Source organism: Nocardia sp. NPDC058519 (assembly GCF_042719755.1).
Taxonomy (GTDB): Bacteria; Actinomycetota; Actinomycetes; order Mycobacteriales; family Mycobacteriaceae; genus Nocardia.
Genome location: NZ_JBHXNK010000030.1, coordinates 11,266 through 34,904, shown reverse-complemented (window position 1 = coordinate 34,904; position 23,639 = coordinate 11,266). Strand labels below are relative to the sequence as shown.

Sequence of the window (23,639 nt, the reverse complement as noted above, 5' to 3'; positions counted from 1 at the left end):
GCACGCTGCGGTCCATCACTCCGCGGCGTACTCAGCCTCCCGCTCCACCGCCTCGATCGTCCGCTGCGGGACCTGGATAGGCCCCGGCGTGTAGGTGATCGCGCGCAGGCCACCGGAATAGCGGAACGGTCCGCGGCGCTCGCGCAGGTCCCACGAGACCGGGCCGCGCGCGTCGACGCCGACCGATATCCCGGTCCACGGCGCCATGCCGACCAGTTGCACCTGGTCGGTGAGCTCCGCGAGCGGTGTGTCGTCGACCTGGAGGGTGAAGTCCCAGCGCAGTCGCGGCTCGACGGTGGCTCGCACGGTGATCTCGCGCGTCCCGACGGGCAGCGGCACGCCGACTGACGCATACCGCCCGTAGCTGTTCACGCCGAGCACTACTTCGCCGTCCTCGATGTAGAGCAGGTACCCACCGAGCGGGTCACCGTGCGCGACGAGCACGCCCTCGTCGCCGAGCTGGAAGCCCTGAGCACCGGTCAGATCGGCGGTGATGGTGAAGTCGCGGTAGGCGATGAGGCGTTGGGAACGGTAGCGCTCCAGGGTGGGGGTACCGGGCAGAAGCCGCACGGGAGCGGCGAAACGCGCTTCCTCCGGGCGGCGGCGGAACAGGTCGGCGCGGGTCAGGAGCGGGAACACCGTGTTGGCCCACGCTGATTCGTCCCAGGCGGCGGCCAGTTCGGCAGCCTTGTCCGGGTACTGCGCCGAAAGATCGTGCAACTCTGTCGGATCGGCGCGCACATCGAACAGCTGCCAGTTCGGAGCGTCGATGTCGGCATCGGAGTCGTGCAGCGACAGCAGTTTCCAGCCGTCGCGGTAGAAGCCACGGTGGCCGGTCATCTCCGAGTACTGCTCGGTGTGCCGCGTCGGTGCTGCCGCATCGCGCAGCAGTTCCGCCGCGGAGACGCCGTCGAAGTCCTTGGCGGGCAGCCCGTTACGCACAGAAGGCCGGTCCAGACCCGCCAGCTCGAGCAGCGTCGGCGCGAGATCGGTGACGTAGGCGTATTCGTGGCGGATGCCGAAATCGGTATCGTTGCGCGGCAATCCCTTCGGCCACGACACGACCAGTGGCACGCGAACGCCGCCCGCGAAAGTCTGGCCCTTGTAGAACCGGAACGGGGTGTTGGACGCCTGACCCCAGCCGCGTGGGTAGTGCACGCCCAGTTTCGCGGTGCCGATCAGGTCCTCGTCGTGCGGGACATCGCCCACCCAATCGGGGTCGTCGACGTGGGCGAACTCGGCGAAATAGGAGCGGGTGCCCTCCGGCCCGCCCTCGGCGGTACCGCCGTTGTCGGAGGTGAACACGATGATGGTGTTGTCGAGTTCGCCGAGGTCTTCGAGCAGGTCCACGATGCGGCCCAGGCTCTGGTCGATGCTGTCGACCATGCCCGCGTACACCTCCATGTACTTGGCATAGCGCCGCTGCTCGTCAGCCGACAGCGAATCCCACTCCGCCGCTTCGTAACCCGGCTCGGTATTGCGCGGCTTCTGTTCGGTGCCCGGTGGGAACAAACCCTGGGCCAGCTGCTCGGCGAAACGGCGCCTGCGCAGCTCGTCCCAGCCCTCGGCGTAGCGACCGCGGTACTTGGCCTGGTCCTCGGCCTTGGCCTGGAGTGGTCCGTGCATGGCCACGTGCGCGAAGTAGAGGAAGAACGGCTTGTCCGCGTCGTGCGCGCGCAGGTCCTTGATGTAGGACAGCGCCTTGTCGGTGAGATCGTCGGTGAGGTAGTAGCCCTCCGGATACTCCTCGACATCGACCACCGAGCTGTCCGACACCAGCTGGTTCGGGTAGTGGAAGGAGTTCAGGCCTTCCAGCGATCCGTAGTAGCGGTCGAATCCGCGCTGGGTCGGCCAGGAGTCCCGATGCGCCGACGGGTTCATCGTGGCATCGCGCACCAGGTGCCATTTGCCCACCGCGTAGGTGGCGTAACCGTTGCCGCGCAATATCTCCGGCAGTGTGAGTACGTCGTCGGCCAGTTCCAGCCGCAGGCCCGGATAGCCGGGATCGGCATTGGCGACGAAGCCGAAACCCGCACGGTGGGAATTGATTCCGGTCAGCAGTGCCGCCCGCGAGGGCGAGCACAGCGGCGTCGTGTGGTAGTTCGACAGCCGCACACCCTCGGCCGCGAGACGGTCGAGCGTCGGCGTCTCGATCTCCGAACCGAAGGGGCCGATATCGCTGTAACCCATGTCGTCGACGAGGACGACGACGATGTTCGGCGAGCCCTCGGGCGCGGTGGGCGGGTAGGTCCAATCGGGTGTCGACTCCGCGGACGTGCGACCGGCCGAGCCGCCGAAGGATGCGTAGCCGCGAGCATGGGGTGGAACAGGCATTCTGGCAGTAAAGGCGACATATCCGCTGGTCACCAGGGTTATGTGCAGTGTGCGTGGAATCGGTGACCGGTGCGCCGCAACTTGTTAGCGTCACTGCCGTGCCCACGAATCAGCCACCCTGCTGCTGTTCGTGTCGCGTCCTGCGCGGCTGACGAACGCCCACGACGTTCGCGGCTGAGCCGTGTGTTCCCTTCCCTGCGGTGCGCTGTGCACCCTCCTCGGCCCGCCGCGCGGGCCGATGCGTCTTCGAGGATCTTCACGATGAGTTCTACGTCGAGTGGCTTCGGCCGCCGAAACTTCCTGCGCACCAGCGGCATCGCCGCCGCGGCCATCTTCGGCGGTGCCGCGCTGGCGGCCTGCACCTCGGCGGTCTCGGAACAGAAGGCCGGTGGGGACGACGCGACGCCGGTGCGCGGCGGCACCCTGAAGGTCGGCATCCGTGAGGACCTGGTGCCCGCGAACCTGCTCACCAACACCGCGGCGACCCCGATCGTGATCGGCTTGGTGTACGAATCGCTGATCCGCTACCCGAACGACAGCCTGGAACCGCAACCGTTGCTCGCGAAGTCGTGGCAGCTCGCCGCCGACGGTCGCTCGCTGAGCCTCGACCTGCGCGACGACGTGAAATTCCATTCCGGGCGCACCTTCACCGCCAAGGACGTGGAGTTCTCGCTGCGTACCTACGCCGACGCCAAATGGTCGGCGCAGCTGCGTAGCTCGGCGGCCGCCGTCACCGGGTTCGACATCGTCTCGCCGACGCGGATCGTATTGCAGCTCGCCCACCCGCTGAGCAATATCTACGACCTGCTCGACACCGTGCCGATCATGGACAGCGAAACCGCCGACAAGCTCGGCACCGGCGACACCTATATCGGCACGGGCCCGTTCAAATATGTCGAGCGGGTCCCCAACTCGCAGTTGATCTTCGAGAAGAACCCCGACTACTGGGTGCCCGAGCGTCCCTACCTCGACCGGGTCGAGGTCTCGATCATCCCCGACCCGAACGCGCTGCTCAACGCATTGAAGTCCGGTCAGATCGCCGCCGCGCGCGAACTCGGCTACCGCGATGCCGAAAACCTCGGCAAGAGCGGCGGATTCACCGTGCACGATCTGGAAGGCGCGGAGCTGCAAGCCTATGTCGGCGTCAATGTGACCGAACCGGCGCTGGCCGATGTCCGGGTCCGCCAGGCCATCGCCTACTCCCTCGACCGCGAGCGCATCATCAACGAGGTGTTCCGGGGCGCGGGATATCCGCTGAACGTGCCGTGGCCCAAGAACTCGCCCGCCTTCGACGAATCCCGCAATACCAAATACAGCCGTGACATCGGCAAGGCCAAGCAACTGCTCGGCCAGTCGGCCAAGCCGCCGAAGCTGCCGCTGACCTTTCCCCCCGGCTACGGCGAGGTCGCCCAGATCGTGCAGGCCAACCTCGCCGATGTGGGCATCGAGGTCGACCTCGACCCGGTCGACGCCGCCACCTTCGTCAAGCAGCTCACCGGTCAGCAGTTCCGTGGCCTGTGGGTCACCGACCATTCGTGGGCGCAGTTCGTCCCGTCGACGCTCACGGTGAGCGCCTACCCGTTCAACGCCCGCCGCAATGCCTCGCGCTACGAATCGCCCGCCTACACCGCGGCCGCTGACACGGCCTGGCAGCTGCCGAAAGGCACCGGGCCCGATGCGGTGCGCGCCTATCAGGCCGTCACCGATCAGCTGCTCGAAGGGCTGTTCCTGATCGAGATCGGCGTACGTTTCCAGCAGTACTCCACCGTCAACAAGGTGCACGGTTTCGCCTGGACCAAGCGACGCGAACCCGTCCTCACCGACACTTTCCTGTCATGAGGCGCTACCTGCTGCACCGTCTCCCGTCGGCGCTGCTGGTGCTGTTCGGCGCCTCGGTGCTGATCTTCCTGCTGCTGCGGCTCGTCCCGGGTGACCCGGCCACCATCCTGGCGGGCAACGACGCGACACCCCAGGCTATCGAGGTGATCCGTCACCAGTTGGGTCTCGACCGATCGATCCCGGTGCAGTACTTGCAGTGGCTCGGTGATCTGTTCACCCTCGACCTCGGTCGCTCCTACATCATCGGCGGAGAGATCACCGACCTGGTCGGCCGTGGGCTCACCAACACACTGGTGCTCACCGTGACCGCGCTGCTGCTGGCCGTGCTGGTGAGTCTGGTCGTGTCGGTGGCATCGGTGCTGTGGCCGAGCCGCTGGTTGAATACTGCTGTCGCCGCGGCCAATACGATCGCTGTCGCGCTGCCGACGTTTGTGGTGGGCCCGCTGCTGGTGCTGGTGTTCGCCGTCGCGATTCCGGTGCTGCCCGCCGGTGGGGTGCCGCCGGACGGATTTATCGCGCGGCCCGATATCGCGGTGCAGTACCTGCTGCTGCCCGCGATCTGCCTCGCGCTGCCGGTGTCGGCGGCGCTGACCCGGTTCCTCACCGAAGCGCTACGCACCGAACTCGCGAAACAGTATGTGCTGACGGCACGTTCGCTCGGTGTCGGCTATCGCGAGATCGTCACCCGTGGGGCGCTGCGCAACGCACTGCCGACCATGCTCACCGTGCTCGGCATCCAGACCGGGCAACTGCTCGGTGGTGCGGTGCTGGTCGAAGCGGCCTTCGTGTGGCCGGGGATCGGGCAGCTCATCGAACAGGGCATCAGCCGCCGCGACTATCCGCTCGTGCAGGTGCTGTTGCTGCTGTCGGTGGCGGTGTTCGTGGTGATCCAGCTGATCACCGATGTCGCGCATGCGTGGCTGGACCCGCGAATTCGCATCGGAGGACGGTCATGACGACGACGAAACCTGCTGTCAGAGCGCCCGATTCATCGCGAAACGAAGGTCCGTTGCGGGCACTCGGTCATGGACAGGGCCTGGCCGGGGTGCTGCTGGTCGTCGTGGTGGCGCTGGCCGGGGTGTTCGCCGGGCTGCTCAGCTCCTACGACCCGCTCACCCAGATCCCCGGTGCCAACCTGCTCGGGCCGAGCGCCCAGCACTGGCTCGGCACCGACCATCTCAACCGTGACGTGGCCGCGCGGGTGCTTGCCGGTATCCGGATCGACCTGCTGATCGCGCTGCTCGCGGTACCGATCGGCGCCGTGATCGGTGCGCTCATCGGGCTGGCCGCCACCGTCCATCCGATCGCGGACGTGACTGTCCAGCGGGTCTTCGATCTGATTCTGGCCTTCCCCACGTTGATCTTGGGGATCACGCTCGCCGCGATCACCGGGCCCGGCTGGCACGCGGTGGTCATCGTGATCGTCGCCGCCGAGATCCCGATCTTCGGTCGGCAGATCCGCACGGCGGTACTGGCCGTGCGCGAACAGCCGTTCGTCGAAGCCTCTGAGGTGATCGGCGCCGACACCTGGTGGACCCTGCGAAAGCATGTGCTGCCCAATGTGATCGAGCCACTCGGCGTGCAGTTCGCGCTGTCGCTGTCGGTGGCGGTGTTCATCGAAGGCGCGATGAGTTTCATCGGGATCGGCGTGCTCCCGCCGCAGCCCTCCCTGGGTTCGCTGATCGCCGCCTCGATCGCCAACCTCGACGCGAATCCGTGGATCGCGATCGGACCCCTGGTTGTGGTGGCCGCGTTGACCCTGGGATTCCTGTTGATCGCCCAAGCATTGGGCCGGGCAAGGAGATTGGCATGAGCACACCACCTGATCAGCGCGACCCGCTGCTCGAGATCGACGAGTTGACAGTGGGATTCGGGGACAAGACGGTCGTCGACGGGGTGAGCTTGCGGGTACGCCGGGGCGAGGTCGTCGCCCTGGTCGGTGAGTCCGGTTCGGGAAAATCGCTCACCGCGCGATCGGTGCTCGGGCTGCTGCCGGAGACCGCGCGGGCGGGCGGGTCGATCCGGCTCGCGGGCACGCAGGTCGTCGGTGCGGCTGAATCCGTGTTGCGGGACCTGCGCGGTACCAAGGCAGCCATGGTCTTTCAGGAGCCGCAGACCGCGCTGAACCCGGTGCAGAAGATCGGCACCCAAATCGCCCAGGCGCTGCGCGCGCACGGTGTGACAGACAGGGCTGCCGCGCGAACCCGCGCGATCGAACTGCTGACGGCCGTGGATATCCCGGAACCGGACAAGCGTCTCGACTGGTATCCGCATCAACTCTCCGGCGGGCAGAAGCAGCGCGTGGTCATCGCGCTCGCCCTGTCCGGCGAGCCCGAACTGCTCATCGCCGACGAGCCGACCACCGCACTCGATGTCACCGTGCAGGCCGAGATCCTCGACCTGCTGCGCTCCCTGCAACGTCAGCGCGGCACGGCGATCCTGTTCATCACCCATAACCTCGGGGTGGTCGCGGAGATCGCCGACCGGGTCGTGGTGATGCGCGAGGGGCGGGTGGTCGAGGAGCAGACGGTGTTCGGGTTGTTCGCCGAACCGGGGGAGGAATACACCCGGACGCTGCTGGCCGCGGTGCCACGGTTGCCCGCGGTGTCGTCGCGGGGTGAAGATCCAGAACCTGCGATCGATGCGGATTCCGCCGCCGTTGCCTCGGGTAATGCCGAGGTCAGCGAGGCTGCGTCCGGTGCCGGTGCGAAGGTTCGGGGTGAGGCCGCGGACAACGGCGAAGCTGGTGGGGTTGTCGACGTGGCCGGCGCGTCCGATCCCGTCGACGATGAGTCGGAAGCCCTCGCGGCCGAACCGGATGACGACGTTCCGACGGAATCCTCGGAACGGAGTGTCCGCCGGATTCTGCGGCGGGTCGTCGTCCGTGGGCCTGCCGTTGTCGCCGAAAAGGGCGGCGGGCGAGCTGAATCCGACTACCGGGATGTGCTGCGGATCGACGATCTGTCGGTGGTATATCCGGGACGCCATGGCGGTGCGTCTTTCCCCGCGCTGCAAGACATTTCGATCACCCTCGGCCCGCGTGAAGTCCTCGGGCTCGTCGGTGAATCCGGGTCGGGCAAGAGCACGCTGGGACGCACCGCGCTCGGACTCGTCCCCTCGACGTCGGGACGCGTTGAGCTGCAAGGTGTCGCGCTGGCGGGATTGTCGCGGCGCGAGCTGCGTGGACTGCGCAAACATGTCGCTCTGGTGCATCAGGATGTGAGCGCCTCGCTCGATCCGCGGCGCACAGTCGCCGACGCGATCGGCGAACCTTTGCAGGTGCATCGGGCGGCATCAGGCGCGCTGTTGCAGGCCAAGGTCGCGAACTTGCTCGAATCGGTGCGGCTGCCAAGGGATTACGCGCAGCGTCGGCCGGGGGAGCTGTCCGGCGGGCAGCGTCAGCGGGTGGCGTTGGCACGCGCGCTGGCCTTGGCGCCGCGACTGCTGGTAGCCGATGAGCCCACCAGTGCGCTCGATGTGTCGGTGCAGGCGCAGGTGCTCGACCTCTTCGCCGACCTACGCGCCGAATACGGCTTCGCCAGCCTGTTCATCAGTCACGATCTGGCCGTGGTGCACCAGGTCGCCGACCGGGTTGTGGTGCTGCGGCAGGGCCGGATCGTCGAAACCGGCGAGGTGCGCGCGGTATTCGCCGCACCGGCTCAGGAGTACACCCGCCGCCTGGTCGATGCGGTGCCCGTTCCCGATCCGTCGACGGCGCGGCGGGGGCGGGACGAATCCGCGGCAGGCGCGCTACTGAGCATCGGGGCATGACGTGGACGAGCCGCCGGTAGCGATACCGGCGGCTCGTCGACACACGTATTTCAGTGATGGCCGGGGCGGCGCTGCTGATCACGCCGATCGTCCTGGCCTGCTCGCGTCATCCCTTGCGAGTCCTGCCCCTGCTCCTGCCGCTGCTCCTGCTGCTGGCGCGGCATCTGCTTGGGCATCTTCTTCGGTGCTTTTTTAGACTTGTCAGCCATCTCCACACGGTCCTTTCCGAGGGATAAGTGATTAAGCCTTCAACGCACTGTCCGACGCAATCCACCTCGCGTGCGGGGCGTCCCACGCCTGACTCGTCCAACAATAAGCACCAATACGGCGCGAGGGTAGACCTGAGGCCAAAATAGGTTTCCTACCGGCGTGAATGCGGCGTGTCAGTGCCTCCGATCCATCGGTCCGGATAATCCGGACCCCGCCATTCTGTGCCTACTCGAGAATTGTGGCGAGAACGGGGTATTCGATCTCGGTCATATTCACGAGCCCCGGCAAGAGTTCGGTCAGGAGGGGAGTGGGAGGAACTCGACGGTTGATCCGTCGGTGGCATCCGGGGGGACGATGACCAGGCCGTCGCGGTCTATCAGGCCGGCCAGATGGGCGGTGCGGACTGTGGGGTCGCCGAGCCAGCCGCCGTCGGGGGCGTGGCGGGCGGGGGTGATGCGTTGGACCGGGGCGGTGATCTCGGCGGCGTTGTGGAGGGGGCCGAGGATTTTTCGGAGGAGGGGGGAGCCGGTGCGGGCGGCGACGATCGCCGGGGTCAGGGCGAGCAGGACCGCGATCGCGGCGAAGGGGTTGCCGGGGAGACCGAGGATGGTCGGTCCGGTGGGGAGTTCGGCGACGATGGTGGAACCGCCGGGGCGCAAGGCGAGTCGGGGGACCAGGATGCGGGCTTCGGCCCGGGCGATGGCGGTGCGGAGCTGGTCGGCCGCGCCGCCGCCGGTGGCGCCGACCACGACGAGTAGGTCGAAATCGGATGTGTTGGTGAGCATGTCGTCGAAGCCGTGCGCGGTGTCGCGCAGGTGGACGCGGTCGATGACGCGAACCCCGCAGCCTGCGAGTAGATCTGGCAGGACGGGGCCGATCGAGTCACGGGTCTGGCCGGTCTGGAGGGGGCCGGTGCTGCGAATCTCGTCGCCGGTCATGACAATTCGAGCGCGAACCGGCCCGCGGACCGTACCGGTGGTGACCTCGACCGAGGCCGCGGCCGAGCGCAGGGCGACGGTGACCGGCGTGCCCGCCGGTGCCACGAGATCGCCGGTCTTCCTGTCCTCGCCGCTCTTTCGGACATCGCCGCGGATCGGGGTGTCGGGCAGGCGGGTCAGTTCGTCCCCGGTGATGGTGGCGAATTCGTCGCGCAGGACCGACGTGGTGCCGTCGGGGACGTGGGCGCCGGTGGCGATACGCACCGCTTCGCCGGGACGCAGACCCTCCGGCCGCGCGCCGCCCGCGAATCCGACGTCGCGACGTAGCTGCCACGGGCCGTCGCCACAGACGGCGTAACCATCCATGGCCGAGACGTCGAAGCGGGGCAGTGGGCCCGCGGCGGTGATCGGCGCGGCCAGAGCGGCACCGGGTACTTCGCTCAGCGCGGCGTCGTAGGCGACCAGGGGAGTCAGGCCGGTGCCGATGCGTTCGCGCGCTTCGGTGAGGTCGAGGCGGGCCGACGCGCGGTCGGTGGCCAAGGATTCGCGGGCGCGGCGGACCTCTTCCTCGGTATCGCAGTCAGCGATATCCGGTAGCTCGACCAGGATGGTCTCGGCGGGCACGATGGCCTTCATCGGCTGGTTCACCAGTGAATCCAGGCCGGCCAGCGCGGTCACCAGCGCGCTGCGCCGCCAAGCGCCGACCAGATACTGCGGGCGACCGGAGGCATCGATCGCGAAAACGGCGTCAGCGGTGGATTCGGTCGCGCTGCGCAGCAATTCGTGGACGGTGGCGTCGGTGAGGAAGGGCATGTCGGCCGCGAGCACGACCACCCAGGGCGCGGCGGAATCGAGTGCGGTGAGGCCGGTGCCGATCGCGGAGACCGGGCCGGAACCCGGCGGCACCTCACGAACCTGCCCGAACCGGGGATCGAGCTGACGATGCGGCCCGACCACGACGACCTCGGCGCAGTCGCGCACCGAGTCCAGGGCCGCGTCGAGCATCGACCGACCACCGATCACGATCGCCGGCTTGTCGACCCCGCCCATCCGGCTGGCTCGCCCGCCCGCGAGCACGATGGCATCGGCGGCGGTCATCGGCTGATCCTGGATCGGGTAATCGGCACGAAAGCCATGCTAGTAGGCGTACTGCCCGTGCTCGAGCCGCGCGACCGAGCGCCGCTCAGAGTCGCGCCGTGCGCAGGACGACACGGCCGTCGACGATCGGCACGCCTTCTTCGGTGAGCAGCCGCAGCTGGCGGGTGGCGAGGTGTGCGGCGGGGCGGCCGCTGGCGCCGATGACGCGGTGCCATGGCAGGTCCGCGGAATCGGTGCGCATGATCCAGCCGACGGTGCGAGCCGAGGACAGCCCGGCCGCGGCGGCGATATCGCCGTAGGTCGAGACGCGGCCGGGCGGGATCGCGGCGACGAGTTCGCGAACCTTCTCCACCTGTTCCTCCGTCGTCACGGCCATCGGGCTACAGGACCGTGGCGATCAGCGCGGCGGTCTCGGCGGGGCGGGCCTGGGCGACCATGTGGTCGCAGTCCCAGACCTCGGCGGTGAAGTTGTCGAGGTGGGCCGTGAGGGCGGCCAGGAACTCCGCGGTGACATACGGCGGCTCCACCTTGGCGGCGCGAACCAGCACCGTCGGCAGGTCGGCGGGCGGCAACACGAACGGTCGCGCCAGCTGACCCCAGTACGAGGTGATCGCGGGCTGGAAGATGCGCCAGCCGACCCGGCCACCCTCGGTCGGCACGAGGTGCTCGGCCAACTCCCGCTCCAGGATCTCGGGCGCTACTTCGTCGGGTCCCCACGCACTGACCTGCTTGTCGGAGCGGGCTTCGGCTAGGTCGGTGTAATCGGGGGAGGCGAGGTTGGCCGCGGCGACCTGCTCGATCAGTTTCGCGTCGATGCCGATGGCGGGATCGAGCAGGACCAGCGCGCGCACGAGGTCGGGGTGCTGCCGGGCCAGATGGATGCCGGTCGCGCCGCCGAAGGAGTGGCCGACCACGACGACCGGGCCGTCGGTCTCGGCGCGCAGCAGCTGCGCGAGATCGTCGACGATCGTGTCGAAATCCCACGGCGGCAGCGAGGTGGAGCGGCCGTGTCCGCGCAGGTCGGGGGCGATGATCCTGGCCTGGGGCAGGTGCTCGGTGCCGAGGGTTTCCCACCGGTTGCCATGGCCGGTGAGACCGTGCAGGGCGAGGACGACGGGACCGTCGGCGGGGCCGAATCGGTGCACATGAAGCGACGACACGACTGTCATTCTGGCCGGTCGCGCCCGGTCGCGCAGCGTGTCCCCCCGGTAGGGGTGCGCCGGTGTGTCGGACTGGTCTGTTGCAATAGCCGATGTGGTGCGATCGGATAGCTCGGTGCGACTCGTGCGCCGGACAACGCGGGCGCCCCGGCCGCGGGCCTGGGGTGCGTCCGTTCGCGCGCTGTTCGCCGAGCAGGCCCAGCCCGCGCCGGCACGGCCGGGGTGGCGGCCGTGGCAGGTGCTGGGTGGGCCGGGCACGGGCAAGACCGCGCTGCTGGTCGACCTGGTGACCGCGCGGATCGCCGACGGCGCCGACCCGGCATCGGTGCTGGTCCTCACTCATACCAAGCACGCGGCCGCCGCGCTGCGCGATGCGATCACCCACCAGCTGGGACCCGCCGCGGGTGGTATTCCGGGCGCGAGCCGGGAACCGATGGTGCGGACGCTGCACTCCTACGCGTTCTCGGTGCTGCGCCGGCACGCGGAACTGCACGGTAATCCGCCGCCACGGCTGCTCACCGGCGCCGAGCAGGACGCGGTGCTCAGGGAGATGCTGCTGGGAGATCTCGCCGACATCGAAGACGGGGCAGGCGGCTTGTGGCCGCCGCGATTGCAGCCCGCGCTGGCATTGGGTGGGTTCGCCGAGCAACTGCGCGATCTGATGTTGCGCGCTACCGAGCGCGGACTCGGGCCGGAGGACCTGATGGCACTCGGTCGTGAGCACGACAACGATGCGTGGGTGGCGGCCGGGCGCTTCCTCCAGCGCTACGAGCAGGCGTCGATGCTGCGCTGGTCGGTCGGTGTCGCCGCGCCGGAGGCCACCGCGCCCGCACTCGATGCCGCGGAACTGGTCGGCGCGGCTCTCGACGCGCTGGCAGGCGACCGGAATCTGCTTGCCGCCGAACGGGATCGGATCCGCTACCTGCTCGTCGACGACGCACAGCACCTCGACCCGCAGGCCGCGACGCTCGTACGCGCCATCGGCAGCGGCAGCGCGAGCACCGTGGTCACCGGCGACCCGGATCAGGCGGTCTTCACCTTCCGTGGCGCGGATTCGCGCTTCCTCGCCGACCTCGACACTGTCCCGCAGCGTCGAATCATCCTGCGGCACAACTATCGCAGTGGTGCGCCGATTCGATTGGTGAACGCGCGCATCGCGGCGAGGTTGCCAGGCAGCGCACGGCACCGGGTACTACCGGGACAGGAGAGCGACTCACCCGAGCCCGCCGAAACCTGGGGACGGCCGGTAGCGAGCGAGGATTCGGCTCCGGGTGACATCGATCTGTTCGCACCCGGAAACCGAACCGATCGTGCCGGACACGATTCGGCGGGTCCGCATCATGGCGAGTTATCGCACCGGGCAACCACATCCGACGATGTGCCGCCTGGGAACGAATCAGACGTGTGGCCAGGGCCGGAGTATCTGCCGCCGCTCGATGAACCGCCTCCGGATGACGAGTCGGAGTCATGGGTGCCGCCGGAGGACCTGCCGCCCGTCGACGAGTCGAGTGTGCGGGTGCGTGTGCTGTCGACGCCCGCCAAGGAGGCGGCGCTGATCGCCGACCATCTGCGCCGCGCGCACCTCACCGATGGTGTGCCGTGGTCGGCGATGGCGGTGATCGTGCGGTCGGTGCCGTTGTCGCTGGCGCCGTTGCGGCGGGCCCTGCTGGCGGCGGGGGTGCCGGTGCGCAGGCCCGCGGTGGCCGAGCCGTTGGCGCGGCGGCGAGGAGCGGCGTGGATGGTGCTCGCGCTGCGGGTGCTGTTGGCGGGGGATTCGTCGCGGCCGGGTTCGCGACGGGCGATCGATGCGATGTTCTCGCCCGACGACGCGATGGATCTGCTGTCCGGACCGCTCGGCGGGGCAGACCAGATCGCGCTGCGCCGATTGCGTCGCGGGGTACGGCGCAGCGTGCTCGACCTGGAACGCACCGGTGCGCTGGCCGAGCCCTTCGCCGATGGCGCCGACCAGTTCCTGCTGTGGGAGGAAGCCGCGCCCGCGCCGGAAATGCCTGAGCCCGAACCGGATCCGGTCGACGACGACTGGCTGCCGCCGCCGGACCCGGATGATCCGCTGCGCCCGGAACCCGAACCGGACTGGGATATCGCCGAGCGGCTGCCCGACGATATCGACCTTCTCGATGTCGAGAACCCGCCTGCGGCGAACACAGTCGTGGAAGTCGTCCGCCCGCAAGCGCCCGCCGTGCCGCTGATCGACCAATCCTCCGCCGAGGTACTGCGGGACCTGATCGTCGGCGTCGGTGAAGAGCGGTTGCTCGACGGGCTCACCGAAGTCGAAGCCGCGCCCCTGCGTCGCGTGTTGCGTGCGGTGGCGAAGGCGAAACAGACCCAGGCCAGGGGGCAGGGTCTCGAAGACGTGCTGTGGACATTGTGGACGAATTCGCGGCTGGAGCGGCGCTGGTTCCGGCAGTCACGGCGCGGCGGCGCGTCGGGCATGCAGGCCGATCGCGACCTCGATGCGGCCGTCGAATTGTTCGACGCCGCGGCCGCCTACGTCGACCGGCTGCCGAAGGCGAGCATCGACGGATTCGTCGAATACCTTCTGCACCAGCAACTTCCGCAGCAGGGTCGCCCGTTGACCGCCGAGGGTGAGGCGGTGACACTGCTCAGCGCGCACGCCGCCGCGGGCCGGGAATGGGATGTGGTGGCGGTGGCGGCCGTGCAGGAGGGCATCTGGCCCAACCCGCGCTCGCGGGGCACGCTGTTGCACACCGAGGATCTCGTCGACCTGGTCGCCGGGGTGGATCCGAGCGCGACCGTGAGCCGGGCCGCGCCGATCCTGGCCGAGGAACGCAGGCTGCTGCTCGTCGCGTGCAGTCGGGCGCGACGGTCATTGCTGGTCACGGCTGTCGAATCCGCTGCGGGAGACCAGGATCTGGTGCCGTCGCGGTTTCTCACCGAACTCGTCGGCGACGACGACAGCGGCGAACCCGGCGCGTTGCCCGTCGCCGATCCGGGGCGTGCGCTGGTGATGCACGCGCTGGTCGCCGAATTGCGTGGGGTGGTGTGTGATCCCCGGGCCGACCCCGAGCGTCGCGACCGGGCCGCACGCCAGCTGGCGCGGCTCGCCGACGCGGGCGTGCCGGGGACCGACCCCGACGACTGGTACGGCACCGCCGAACTCAGCTCGCAGCGCGAACTCTGGGACGACGACGATTCGCCGATCGGCTTGTCGCCCTCGACGGTCGAACTGCTGCGCACCTGTCCGCTGCGGTGGGCACTGGAACGGCACGGCGGCACCGACGGCGACAACCCGCACGCCGTGAAGGGCAACCTCGTGCACACGCTCGTGCAGGCGCTGGCGGGCGATGTCCCCGAGGCGCAGGTACGGGCGGCGCTCGACCAGGCGTGGAAAACGGTCGACCCGGCCGACGGCTGGCATTCGCGACAGGAGCTGCGCCGCACCGAGACGATGCTGGAGACCTTCCTCGCCTGGGTGCGCACGACACGCGGTGAGCTCACCCAGGCCGGGGTGGAGGTGCCGGTGGACTGCGTGTTGCCCGCGCGCACGGAAGGCGCACGGGCGGTGCGGATCCGGGGACGCATCGATCGGCTCGAACGCGATGCGCAGGGGCGCTTCGTCATCGTCGACGTGAAAACGGGCAAGACCCCGGTCAGCGAGAAGGCGGTGGCCGACCACGCACAGCTGGCGACCTATCAGGTGGCGGCCGCTCACGGCGCCCTGGACGAGGAGGAGCCGGACGAGCCGGCCCCGGTGGTCGACCCCGGTGGCGCGCGGCTGGTCTATGTCGCCAAATCGAACCGCAAGACCGGCGCGGCCGAACGGACGCAGAGCGCACTCGACAGCGACGGACTCGACCAGTGGCGCACCACCATTCACGATGCCGCCGACGCGACGCGCGGGCCCGGCTATCTGGCGGTGCGCAATGACGGGTGCAGGCATTGCCCGGTCGCGGGCAGCTGCCCGGTGCAGGACACCGGACGGCAGGTGACCGACGAGTGAGCGGCGTGCGCGTCACCCCGCAGCGGTTGGCCGACGCGCTCGGCCTGCCACCCCCGACCGATGAGCAGGCGGCGGTGATCGCCGCGCCACCAGGGCCCACCCTGGTCGTCGCGGGCGCGGGCGCGGGGAAGACCGAGACGATGGCCGCGCGCGTGGTGTGGATGGTGGCCAACCAGCTGGTCGCCCCGGACGAGGTGCTCGGGCTGACCTTCACCCGGAAAGCCGCCCAGCAGCTGACCTCTCGTATCCGTACGCGGCTGGCACGGTTGGCGGGCGCGCCGCTACTGCGCGAGATAGACCCCAGCGGCGCGTTGCGCACGATCGTCGCCGGGGCCGAGCCGGAGATCAGCACCTACCACTCGTACGCGGGCAGGCTGCTCACCGCACACGGGCTGTTGCTGCCGGTGGAGCCCTCGGCGGCGCTGCTCACCCAGACCCAGCTGTGGCAGCTCGCGCACGAGGTGGTGCGGTCCTGGGACGGTGACCTCGACACCGACCGCACCCCCGTCTCGGTGACCGAGGCGGTGCTCGCCCTGTCCGGGCAGCTCGCCGAACACCTGGTGGAACCGGAGCAATTGGCCGAGGCGCACGCCGAGCTGGAGAAACTCGTCTACACGCTGCCCGCCGGTCCACGTCAACGCGGCGGACCGAGTCAGGCGCTGGTCGGCGTGGTGACCGCGCAACGTGAGCGCGTCGCCCTGTTGCCGCTGGTCCACCAGCTCGCCGAAGCCCTGAACCGGCGCGGCGCACTGGATTTCGGCTCCCAGATGTCGCTGGCCGCGCAGCTCGCCGTCGACCACCCGGAAGTCGCCGCCGCCGAACGCGCTCGATTCAAGCTGGTCCTGCTCGACGAATACCAGGACACCGGGCACGCCCAGCGTGTGCTGCTCTCGGCCCTGTTCGGCAATGCCGAAGCGGTGCAACAGGGTCGGCCGAGGAAGCCGGTTCGGATTCGGGGTGACGCGCAGCCGACTTCGACGCACGAGGCCGACACCCTGTTCTCGGTGGACGATCAGGATTCGGCACTCCCGCAGGTTCGCGACGACGGACATGCGGAGGCCGCCACAAGCGGGGGCAACCGATCCTCGCAGGCACTCGCGGTGACAGCGGTGGGTGACCCGATGCAATCCATCTACGGCTGGCGTGGCGCTTCAGCGGCCAACCTGCCGAGGTTCGCCACCGACTTCCCCGCTGCGCCAGGAGTTCCCGCGCCGGTGCTGCCGCTGTTGACCAGCTGGCGGAATCCGCCCGAAGCGCTGGCGTTGGCGAATCTGGTGGCCGACCCGTTGCGGATGGTGGCGCGTGCGGCCGGTGGGGCGACGGTGGACGCGTTGCGGGCCAAGCCGCAATCGCATGCGGGGGTAGTCGAGTTCGCGCTGACCGAAACCATCGCGCAGGAGCGGGACTGGATCGCCGAGCGGTTCGCGCGCGAGTGGGCGACGGCGCGGGAGCACGAAGGCCCGCCACCTACTTCGGCGGTGCTCATTCGGCGTAATGCCGATGCGGCACCACTCGCCGAGGCGTTGCGCGAACAGGGGTTGCCGGTCGAGATCGTCGGGCTCGGTGGGTTGCTGGCGACGCCGGAGGTCGCCGATATCGTCGCCACGCTGCGGTTGATCGCCGAACCGGGGACCGGGAGTGCGGCGGTACGGATTCTCACCGGGGCCCGGTGGCGGATCGGGGTGACGGATCTGGCCGCACTGGCGCGGCGTGCGCAGATGCTGTCCATCAGCAGCGTGTCGGGTGCAGGCGACGCCATCACCGATGCCGCCGGACTCGCTACGGCGCTGCGTGAGGTCGCACCCGAGCCGACCGAGCGGGCGGGTCTCGCCGATGCCATCGCCGACCCCGGTGCGGTGGAACAGTATTCAGAGGCAGGGTTCGCGCGGATCGCGGCTCTGAGCGAGGAGCTGGCCGCATTGCGGGAGCGCAGTGGGCAGCCGCTGGTGGAACTCGTCGCCGATGTCGAACGGACCATCGGCGTCGGGGTCGAAACCCAGGCCAGGCGCGCTATCGCAGGTGGCGGCGCGGGGCGCGAGCATCTCGACGCCTTCGCCGAGGTGGTCGCCGGGTACGCGGCCGACTCCCGGGCATCGCTGAGCGGCCTGCTCGCCTTCTTCACCGCGGCCGAATCGGTCGAAAACGGTTTGGAGCCGGGCGAAGTCGAGGTCGCGCGCGACCGCGTGCAGATTCTCACCGTGCACGCCGCCAAGGGCCTCGAGTGGGAAGTCGTCGCCGTGCCGCATGTGAGCGCTACCGTGTTCCCGTCGACGACGGCGTTGAGCACCTGGCTCGGCGCACTCACCGAACTGCCCACCACCCTGCGCGGCGACCGCGCCCAGCCGGACGCGTCCGAGGGCGTGCCCGTGCTCGACCTGAGCGCCGTGGGGGACCGTTCCGAACTCGAACACGCGATCGCCGACCACAAGGACGCGCTCAAGAGCCGCCGACTCGACGAAGAACGCCGCCTGTTCTATGTAGCTCTCACGAGAACCGAACGGGTGCTACTTGTTTCGGCCTACTACTGGCCGGAGACGGGCAGCTCGCAGAAGGGTCCGTCGGAGTTCCTGCTCGAACTCAAGGAAGCGAACGAGAATCCGGACAGTGCGGCCCACGGCGTCGCCACCATCGCCCGCTGGGACGACAAGCCACCACCGGATGCCGTCAACCCCTTCGCCGACAACCCGCCGACCGCCCAGTGGCCGCGTGACCCGCTCGGCAACCGTCGCGATCCCATCGAACAGGGCGCCGCGCTGGTTCGCGAAGCTCTCGACACATTACGAAGCGGCACAACGATTTCCGGTAGCGCATCCGGCGATCAACTCGAGTCGGCGGAGCTCGTGGACGACGACCCCGAAGGCTGGGTCAACGATGTCGACGCGCTCCTCGCCGAATTCACCGCGGCCGAACTTGCCGAACAACAGGTGGAACTCCCGGGCCAGCTCCCCGCCACCGCCCTGGTGGAACTACGGGCCGACCCGACCCGGCTGGCCGCTCGGCTGCGCCGCCCACTTCCGTACCCCCCGAACCCGATGGCCCGGCGCGGCACCGCCTTTCACGCCTGGGTGCAATCCTGGTTCGGCACCGAACAGCTGCTCGGCCTCGACGAACTGCCCGGTGCCGCCGACAACACCACCGAAATGGGCCGCGCCGACCAGGAACTCGCCGCCATGCAGTCCGCCTTCCGCCGCTCACCGTGGGCGCACCGCAACCCTGTCGATGTGGAAGTGCCGTTCGAAACCAGCATCGCGGGCACGGTGATTCGTGGCCGCATGGACGCCGTGTTCGCCGAACCCGGTGGCCGCTGGATCGTGGTCGACTGGAAGACCGGCGCCGAACCCGGCCCCGCCGACGAGCCCGCCGTCGGCATGCAGCTGGCCGTCTACCGCCTCGCCTGGGCCCGCCTGATGGCCGCCCGCACCGGCGAGACCGAGGACCGGATGCTCCAACGCGTCGGCGCCGCATTCCATTACATCCGCTCCGGCCGCACCATCGCCCCCGAGCAACTCGCGGGACCGGCCGAACTGGAGCGCCTCATCCGCGACGCCGCACCGGAAAACACCGACACAGATCCACACGAGACCGACTGAGCCGATAGTCTTGCCATCGCTGAGGAAAGCTCGAGGTACACAAGGCCGGTCACGCGGCGGCGCAGCCGCCGGTTTTCGGCCGCCTTGATCTGGACTGACCAGAGGGTGCGACGAAGGAGTGCCCGCCGGGAGGGAAGATCAAGGTTAATAGGCCGAAAACACGCGGCGCCAGCCGCCAGAATTACAGGAGCAGCATGTTCGGTGACACGCGCAACCCGGTGGGGTTGAGTAGCAGTCCCGACTACGCCCTGGTCGGTCTGTTGCGGATCCCGGCGGCGCAGTCCAGCCCGTGGGTTTCGCTCACTCGTCGCGTGTTGTTCGCGATCTCACTGCTGTTCACCGCCGCGACCGTGGTTTATGTCGGCCGCCACGGCTACAGCGACAACACCGGCGACGAGCTGTCGTTCCTCGACGCGATGTACTACGCGACGGTGTCACTGTCGACCACCGGTTACGGCGACATCGCCCCGGTGACCCCGACGGCACGGTTGGTGAACATCATCGTCATCACCCCACTGCGCGTCCTGTTCCTCATCGTGTTGGTCGGTACCACTCTCGGCGTGCTGACCGAACGGTCGCGGCAGGCATTCAAGATTCAGCGATGGAGGCACACCGTGCGTAATCACACCGTCGTCGTCGGCTACGGCACCAAGGGCCGGACCGCGATCGATGCGATGGTCGGTGACGGGATTCAGGTGTCCGACATCGTGGTGGTCGATACCGACCCCGTCGCCCTCGAGGCAGCCGCCGCCGCGGGGCTGGTCACCGTGCACGGTTCGGCGACCAAATCCGACGTGCTGCGGCTGACCGGCGTGCAGCGTGCCTCCGCGGTCGTCGTCGCCACCAATCGCGATGACACCGCCGTGCTGGTGACGCTCACCGCCCGCGAACTGAACAAGACGGCCAAGATCTCCGTGGCCATCCGTGAAGCGGAGAACACCCACCTGGTCCGTCAGTCCGGCGCCGACTCGGTGGTGGTGTCCTCGGAGACCGCGGGTCGGCTGCTCGGTATCGCCACCACCACACCGACAGTCGTGGAGATGATGGAGGACCTGCTCACGCCCGAGCAGGGCTTCGCCGTCGCCGAGCGCGAGGTGGAGGCGGGCGAAGTGGGCGGATCGCCGCGCCATCTCAGCGACATCGTGCTCGGGGTGGTGCGCAACGGCGCGCTGATCCGGGTCGGTGAACCCGAGGTCGACGCCCTCGACGCGGGCGACAAACTGCTCTACATCCGCCGCGCCGGAAAGTAGTCGCGTCGGCGCCCACTATGCTCGGCATCGTGTCGTTCCGGCTGAAAAACGTTCCGCTGCTGTCACGTTCCACCATCGACCGGGCCGAGCACGCCCGCCTCGATCCCGGCGCCCTGCGCGAAGGGTGGGGAAAAGCGAAGATTCTGCGTATCGACGCGCGCGGGAAAGTGCGGGTGGAGGGCGACAAGATCGTCTTCGACGCGGCTGTTTCGGTGGCCGAGGAGCCCGGCGCAGGCGCGGTTTTCCTCGGTGTCGTCGATGGCAGTCACCTCTGGGCGGTTCGGGCGCACGACCTCGACGGGACGCTGAAGGATCTGCGGACGCTCGGCGCCGTCGACGACTTCACCGCGGAGCTGCTGTCCACCGCGTACGCACTGCTCAACTGGCACGATCGGGCCGGGTTTCACGGTGGCGACGGCACGGCGACCACCTCTGCGCGCGGCGGTTGGTCGCGGCTGACCACAGCGGGCGAGGAAGAATTCCCGCGGATCGACCCCGCGGTGATCTGCCTGGTCCACGACGGTGCCGATCGCGTGCTGCTCGCCCGTCAGCAGAGCTGGCCGGAGACGATGTTCTCGCTGCTGGCCGGCTTCGTCGAGGTGGGCGAATCGCTGGAGCACTGTGTGGAACGGGAGGTCCGCGAGGAGGTCGGCGTCGACCTGCGCGAAATCCACTACCTCGGCAGCCAGCCGTGGCCGTTCCCGCGCTCGCTGATGGTCGGCTTCGCCGCGGTCGGCGACCCCGCCCAGGAACTCGTGTTCTCCGATGGCGAGATCGCCGAAGCGTATTGGTTCACCCGCGACGAGGTCCGCGCCGCCTTGCGGGTCGGCGACTGGTCGGCGCGGCAACCCGGCGCACGGCTGCTCGTTCCCGGATCCATCTCGATCGCGCGATCGATCATCGAGTCCTGGGCGGACTGACTCGGCGAATCAGGCCTGCTTTGCGGCCAATGCCTGCTTGACCGCGGCCAGCGACGGGTTGGTCGCGGTGGAGCCGTCGCGGTACTTGATCGTCGGCACGACGTGGTTGCCGTTGTTGACGCTGCCGACGAACTCGGCCGAAGCGGGATCGTCCTCGATATCGATCACCGAGTAGGTGATGCCCGCCTCGTCGAGCTGGGTCCGCAGGCGCCGGCAGTAGCCGCACCAGGTGGTCGAGTACATCGTCAGATCTGGGGTTGCTTCAGTCACGCGATGTGCAACGTCGCGAAGTGGCGTCGTGTTCCTCGGATCGGCGGGCGTCGCGGTTTGTTGTCGGGGGGCGCTGTCATGATGGTGCGCGTGCCAGCACTCGATCTCACCGCCCTCGACCCGGAACAGGCCGCCGCGGTGCGAGCACCGCGGGGGCCGGTCTGCGTTCTCGCCGGTGCGGGCACCGGAAAGACCAGGACGATCACGCATCGGATCGCGCACCTGATCGCGGGTGGGCATGTGAAGGCCGACCAGGTGCTCGCGGTGACCTTCACCGCACGAGCGGCGGGGGAGATGCGCAACCGGTTGCGCACGATGGGGCTCGGGGGCGACGCCGGACAGGTGCAGGCGCGTACCTTCCACGCCGCGGCGCTGCGGCAGCTGCGGTATTTCTGGCCGCAGGTGGTGGGTGATGTGCCGTGGCGATTGCTCGACAGCAAGTTCCCCGTGGTCTCGCAGGCCGCGCAACGGGCGGGGCTGCGCGCCTCCACCGAAATGGTGCGCGACCTGCTCAGTGAGATCGAATGGGCCAAGGCCTCCCTGATCGCGCCGGAGGACTATCCGGCCGCTGCCGCCAGGCATCATCGGGACGCGCCGGTCGATGTGGCCAAGGTCGCCGAGGTGTACCAGGGCTACGAATCCGCGAAAGCCTCCGCCGACGGCCTGCTGCTCGACTTCGACGATCTGCTCCTGCACACCGCGGCCGCGCTCGAGGACTACCCGGCCGTCGCCGACGAATTCCGCGGTCGCTATCGCAGTTTCGTCGTCGACGAATACCAGGACGTCACGCCGCTGCAGCAGCGGGTGCTCGACGCGTGGCTGGGCGAGCGCGACGACCTCACCGTCGTCGGTGACGCGAACCAGACCATCTACTCGTTCACCGGCGCCACCCCGTCCTACCTGCTCGACTTCTCCCGGCGCTTCCCCGATGCCACCGTGGTCCGGCTCGAACGCGATTACCGGTCGACACCCCAGGTGGTGTCGCTGGCCAATCAGGTCATCGGTGCCGCACGCGGCCGCATCGCGGGTACTCGCCTGGCGCTGATCGGCCAGCGGCCGACGGGTCCCGAACCGGAGTTCGCCGAGTACGCCGATGCGCAGGCCGAGGCCGTTGCCGTCGCCGTGCAGATCGAGAAACTGATCGCCGCCGGGACGCCGGCTGCCGAGATCGCGGTGCTGTACCGGACCAACGCGCTGTCGGAACCGTTCGAACAAGTACTCGGTGCGCGCGAGATTCCGTTCCAGGTGCGCGGTGGCGAGGGGTTCTTCCACCGTCAGGAGGTGCGGCAGGCGGTGTCGGCGTTGCGTCAGGCCGACGCGCGCGACGACCTGCCCGACGAGGCACGCAGTGGCTCGTCACTGATCACGCTGGTCCGCGCCGCGTTGGCACCGGTCGGGCTCACCGCGGAGGAACCCGCCGGTGCGCAGGCGAAGGAACGGTGGTCCTCGCTGCTGGCGCTGGTGCAGCTCACCGAGGAACTGGTCAGCCATGACGACGAGATGGATCTCACAGCGCTGCTGCGCGAGCTCGCGACCCGCGCCGAGGCCAAGCATCCGCCGACGGTCGACGGCGTCACCCTGGCGTCGCTGCACGCGGCCAAGGGCCTGGAATGGGATGCGGTGTTCCTGGCCGGGCTCACCGACGGCACGCTGCCGATCTTCCACGTGCTCGGCCGGAAGAACGCGGCTGTCGACGAAGCGGGACTGGAGGAGGAGCGCCGGCTGCTCTACGTCGGCGTCACGCGAGCCCGCGAACATCTGAGCCTGTCGTGGACCCAGCGGCGACTGCAAGCGGGCGGGGACTACCGGCCGGTGACCCGGTCGCGGTTCCTCAACGGGCTGATTCCGGACGGTTCTTCGGCCTCGCGGATCGCCGTCGAAGTCCCGGCCAAGGCCGATGCTCCACGTCCGCTGTGCCGGGTCTGCCTCAAGCCGTTGATCGGCACCTACGCCACCATGCTCGGCCGCTGCAGGCGCTGCCCGGGCGAGGTCGACCCGCAATTGCTCGAGGCGCTGAAGGAATGGCGAGCCGAGAAGGCCGAGGCGCTGCAGCGACGTGACTTCGTGGTGTTCACCGACACCACACTCACCGCCATCGCCGAGCAGCTGCCCGCCGACGACGCCGCGCTGGCGGCCATCGCGGGGATCGGCGCGAAGAAGATCGAACAGTACGGCGCCGACGTGCTCGCCATCGTCGCGTCACGTTTGCGGGCAACGGCACAAAACCCCAGGTAGAAAATAGGTTGTTAGGTTCTCGATCATTGCCTATGGTTGAGA

General features: G+C 68.9%; 15 protein-coding genes. 9 read left to right on the top strand and 6 right to left on the bottom strand.

All coding sequences use genetic code 11. From position 1 onward, the window contains the following. Window positions 1–15: 15 nt before the first annotated feature. Entirely contained in the window at window positions 16–2,334 is a 2,319-nt protein-coding gene (locus ACFWPK_RS27350; RefSeq protein WP_378920502.1) for an arylsulfatase, read from the bottom strand. Between the two features lie 261 nt (window positions 2,335–2,595). Here ACFWPK_RS27350 and ACFWPK_RS27345 point away from each other — a divergent pair, with 261 nt between their 5' ends. The 4 genes from ACFWPK_RS27345 to ACFWPK_RS27330 are packed head-to-tail and all read left to right on the top strand — an operon-like array spanning window position 2,596 to window position 7,944. Then, window positions 2,596–4,173: an ABC transporter substrate-binding protein gene (locus ACFWPK_RS27345; RefSeq protein WP_378920500.1), complete on the top strand. Its 1,578-nt coding sequence runs from the start codon at window positions 2,596–2,598 to the stop codon at window positions 4,171–4,173. Beyond that, window positions 4,170–5,129: an ABC transporter permease gene (locus tag ACFWPK_RS27340; RefSeq protein ID WP_378920498.1), complete on the top strand. Its 960-nt coding sequence runs from the start codon at window positions 4,170–4,172 to the stop codon at window positions 5,127–5,129. Before ACFWPK_RS27345 ends, ACFWPK_RS27340 begins: the two co-directional genes overlap by 4 nt. Further along, window positions 5,126–5,986: an ABC transporter permease gene (locus ACFWPK_RS27335; protein ID WP_378920496.1), complete on the top strand. Its 861-nt coding sequence runs from the start codon at window positions 5,126–5,128 to the stop codon at window positions 5,984–5,986. The genes ACFWPK_RS27340 and ACFWPK_RS27335 overlap by 4 nt, the downstream gene beginning before the upstream one ends. Further along, window positions 5,983–7,944 carry a dipeptide ABC transporter ATP-binding protein gene (locus tag ACFWPK_RS27330; RefSeq protein ID WP_378920494.1) on the top strand — a complete coding sequence of 654 codons (1,962 nt, stop codon included), beginning with the start codon at window positions 5,983–5,985 and terminating at the stop codon, window positions 7,942–7,944. Before ACFWPK_RS27335 ends, ACFWPK_RS27330 begins: the two co-directional genes overlap by 4 nt. A 50-nt stretch (window positions 7,945–7,994) precedes the next feature. On the opposite strand, the gene ACFWPK_RS27325 is transcribed toward ACFWPK_RS27330, so the two are convergent. From ACFWPK_RS27325 to ACFWPK_RS27310, 4 genes are all read right to left on the bottom strand, one after another. Further along, complete coding sequence (locus ACFWPK_RS27325; protein ID WP_378920493.1) at window positions 7,995–8,153, bottom strand: hypothetical protein; 159 nt, start codon at window positions 8,151–8,153, stop codon at window positions 7,995–7,997. 297 nt (window positions 8,154–8,450) lie between these two features. Continuing rightward, complete coding sequence (locus ACFWPK_RS27320; RefSeq protein ID WP_378920491.1) at window positions 8,451–10,190, bottom strand: NTP transferase domain-containing protein; 1,740 nt, start codon at window positions 10,188–10,190, stop codon at window positions 8,451–8,453. 85 nt (window positions 10,191–10,275) lie between these two features. Beyond that, window positions 10,276–10,566 (bottom strand): MGMT family protein, encoded by a 291-nt coding sequence (locus tag ACFWPK_RS27315; protein ID WP_378920489.1) that lies wholly within the window; start codon window positions 10,564–10,566, stop codon window positions 10,276–10,278. Between the two features lie 4 nt (window positions 10,567–10,570). Beyond that, window positions 10,571–11,359 (bottom strand): alpha/beta fold hydrolase, encoded by a 789-nt coding sequence (locus ACFWPK_RS27310; RefSeq protein ID WP_378920487.1) that lies wholly within the window; start codon window positions 11,357–11,359, stop codon window positions 10,571–10,573. A gap of 115 nt (window positions 11,360–11,474) precedes the next feature. Here ACFWPK_RS27310 and ACFWPK_RS27305 point away from each other — a divergent pair, with 115 nt between their 5' ends. From ACFWPK_RS27305 to nudC, 4 genes are all read left to right on the top strand, one after another. Next, window positions 11,475–15,332, top strand: coding sequence for an ATP-dependent helicase (locus ACFWPK_RS27305; RefSeq protein WP_378920586.1), 3,858 nt, complete (start codon window positions 11,475–11,477; stop codon window positions 15,330–15,332). After that, the gene (locus ACFWPK_RS27300; protein WP_378920485.1) at window positions 15,329–18,922 is read left to right on the top strand and encodes an ATP-dependent helicase; all 3,594 of its coding nucleotides are present in this window, start codon (window positions 15,329–15,331) and stop codon (window positions 18,920–18,922) included. Before ACFWPK_RS27305 ends, ACFWPK_RS27300 begins: the two co-directional genes overlap by 4 nt. A gap of 194 nt (window positions 18,923–19,116) precedes the next feature. After that, on the top strand, window positions 19,117–20,172 hold the full coding sequence (locus ACFWPK_RS27295; protein WP_378920483.1) for a potassium channel family protein: 1,056 nt from the start codon (window positions 19,117–19,119) through the stop codon (window positions 20,170–20,172). Window positions 20,173–20,198: 26 nt separating this feature from the next. Next, the gene (nudC, locus tag ACFWPK_RS27290) at window positions 20,199–21,092 is read left to right on the top strand and encodes an NAD(+) diphosphatase (protein ID WP_378920584.1); all 894 of its coding nucleotides are present in this window, start codon (window positions 20,199–20,201) and stop codon (window positions 21,090–21,092) included. Window positions 21,093–21,101: 9 nt separating this feature from the next. Here the strand turns inward: nudC and ACFWPK_RS27285 are convergent, their stop codons facing one another. After that, a complete protein-coding gene (locus ACFWPK_RS27285; protein ID WP_378920583.1) occupies window positions 21,102–21,335 on the bottom strand; it encodes a mycoredoxin in 234 nt (77 codons plus the stop codon). Between the two features lie 105 nt (window positions 21,336–21,440). Between ACFWPK_RS27285 and ACFWPK_RS27280 the strand changes: the two genes are divergently transcribed. After that, window positions 21,441–23,597 (top strand): ATP-dependent DNA helicase UvrD2, encoded by a 2,157-nt coding sequence (locus ACFWPK_RS27280; protein WP_378920481.1) that lies wholly within the window; start codon window positions 21,441–21,443, stop codon window positions 23,595–23,597. Window positions 23,598–23,639 lie beyond the last annotated feature (42 nt).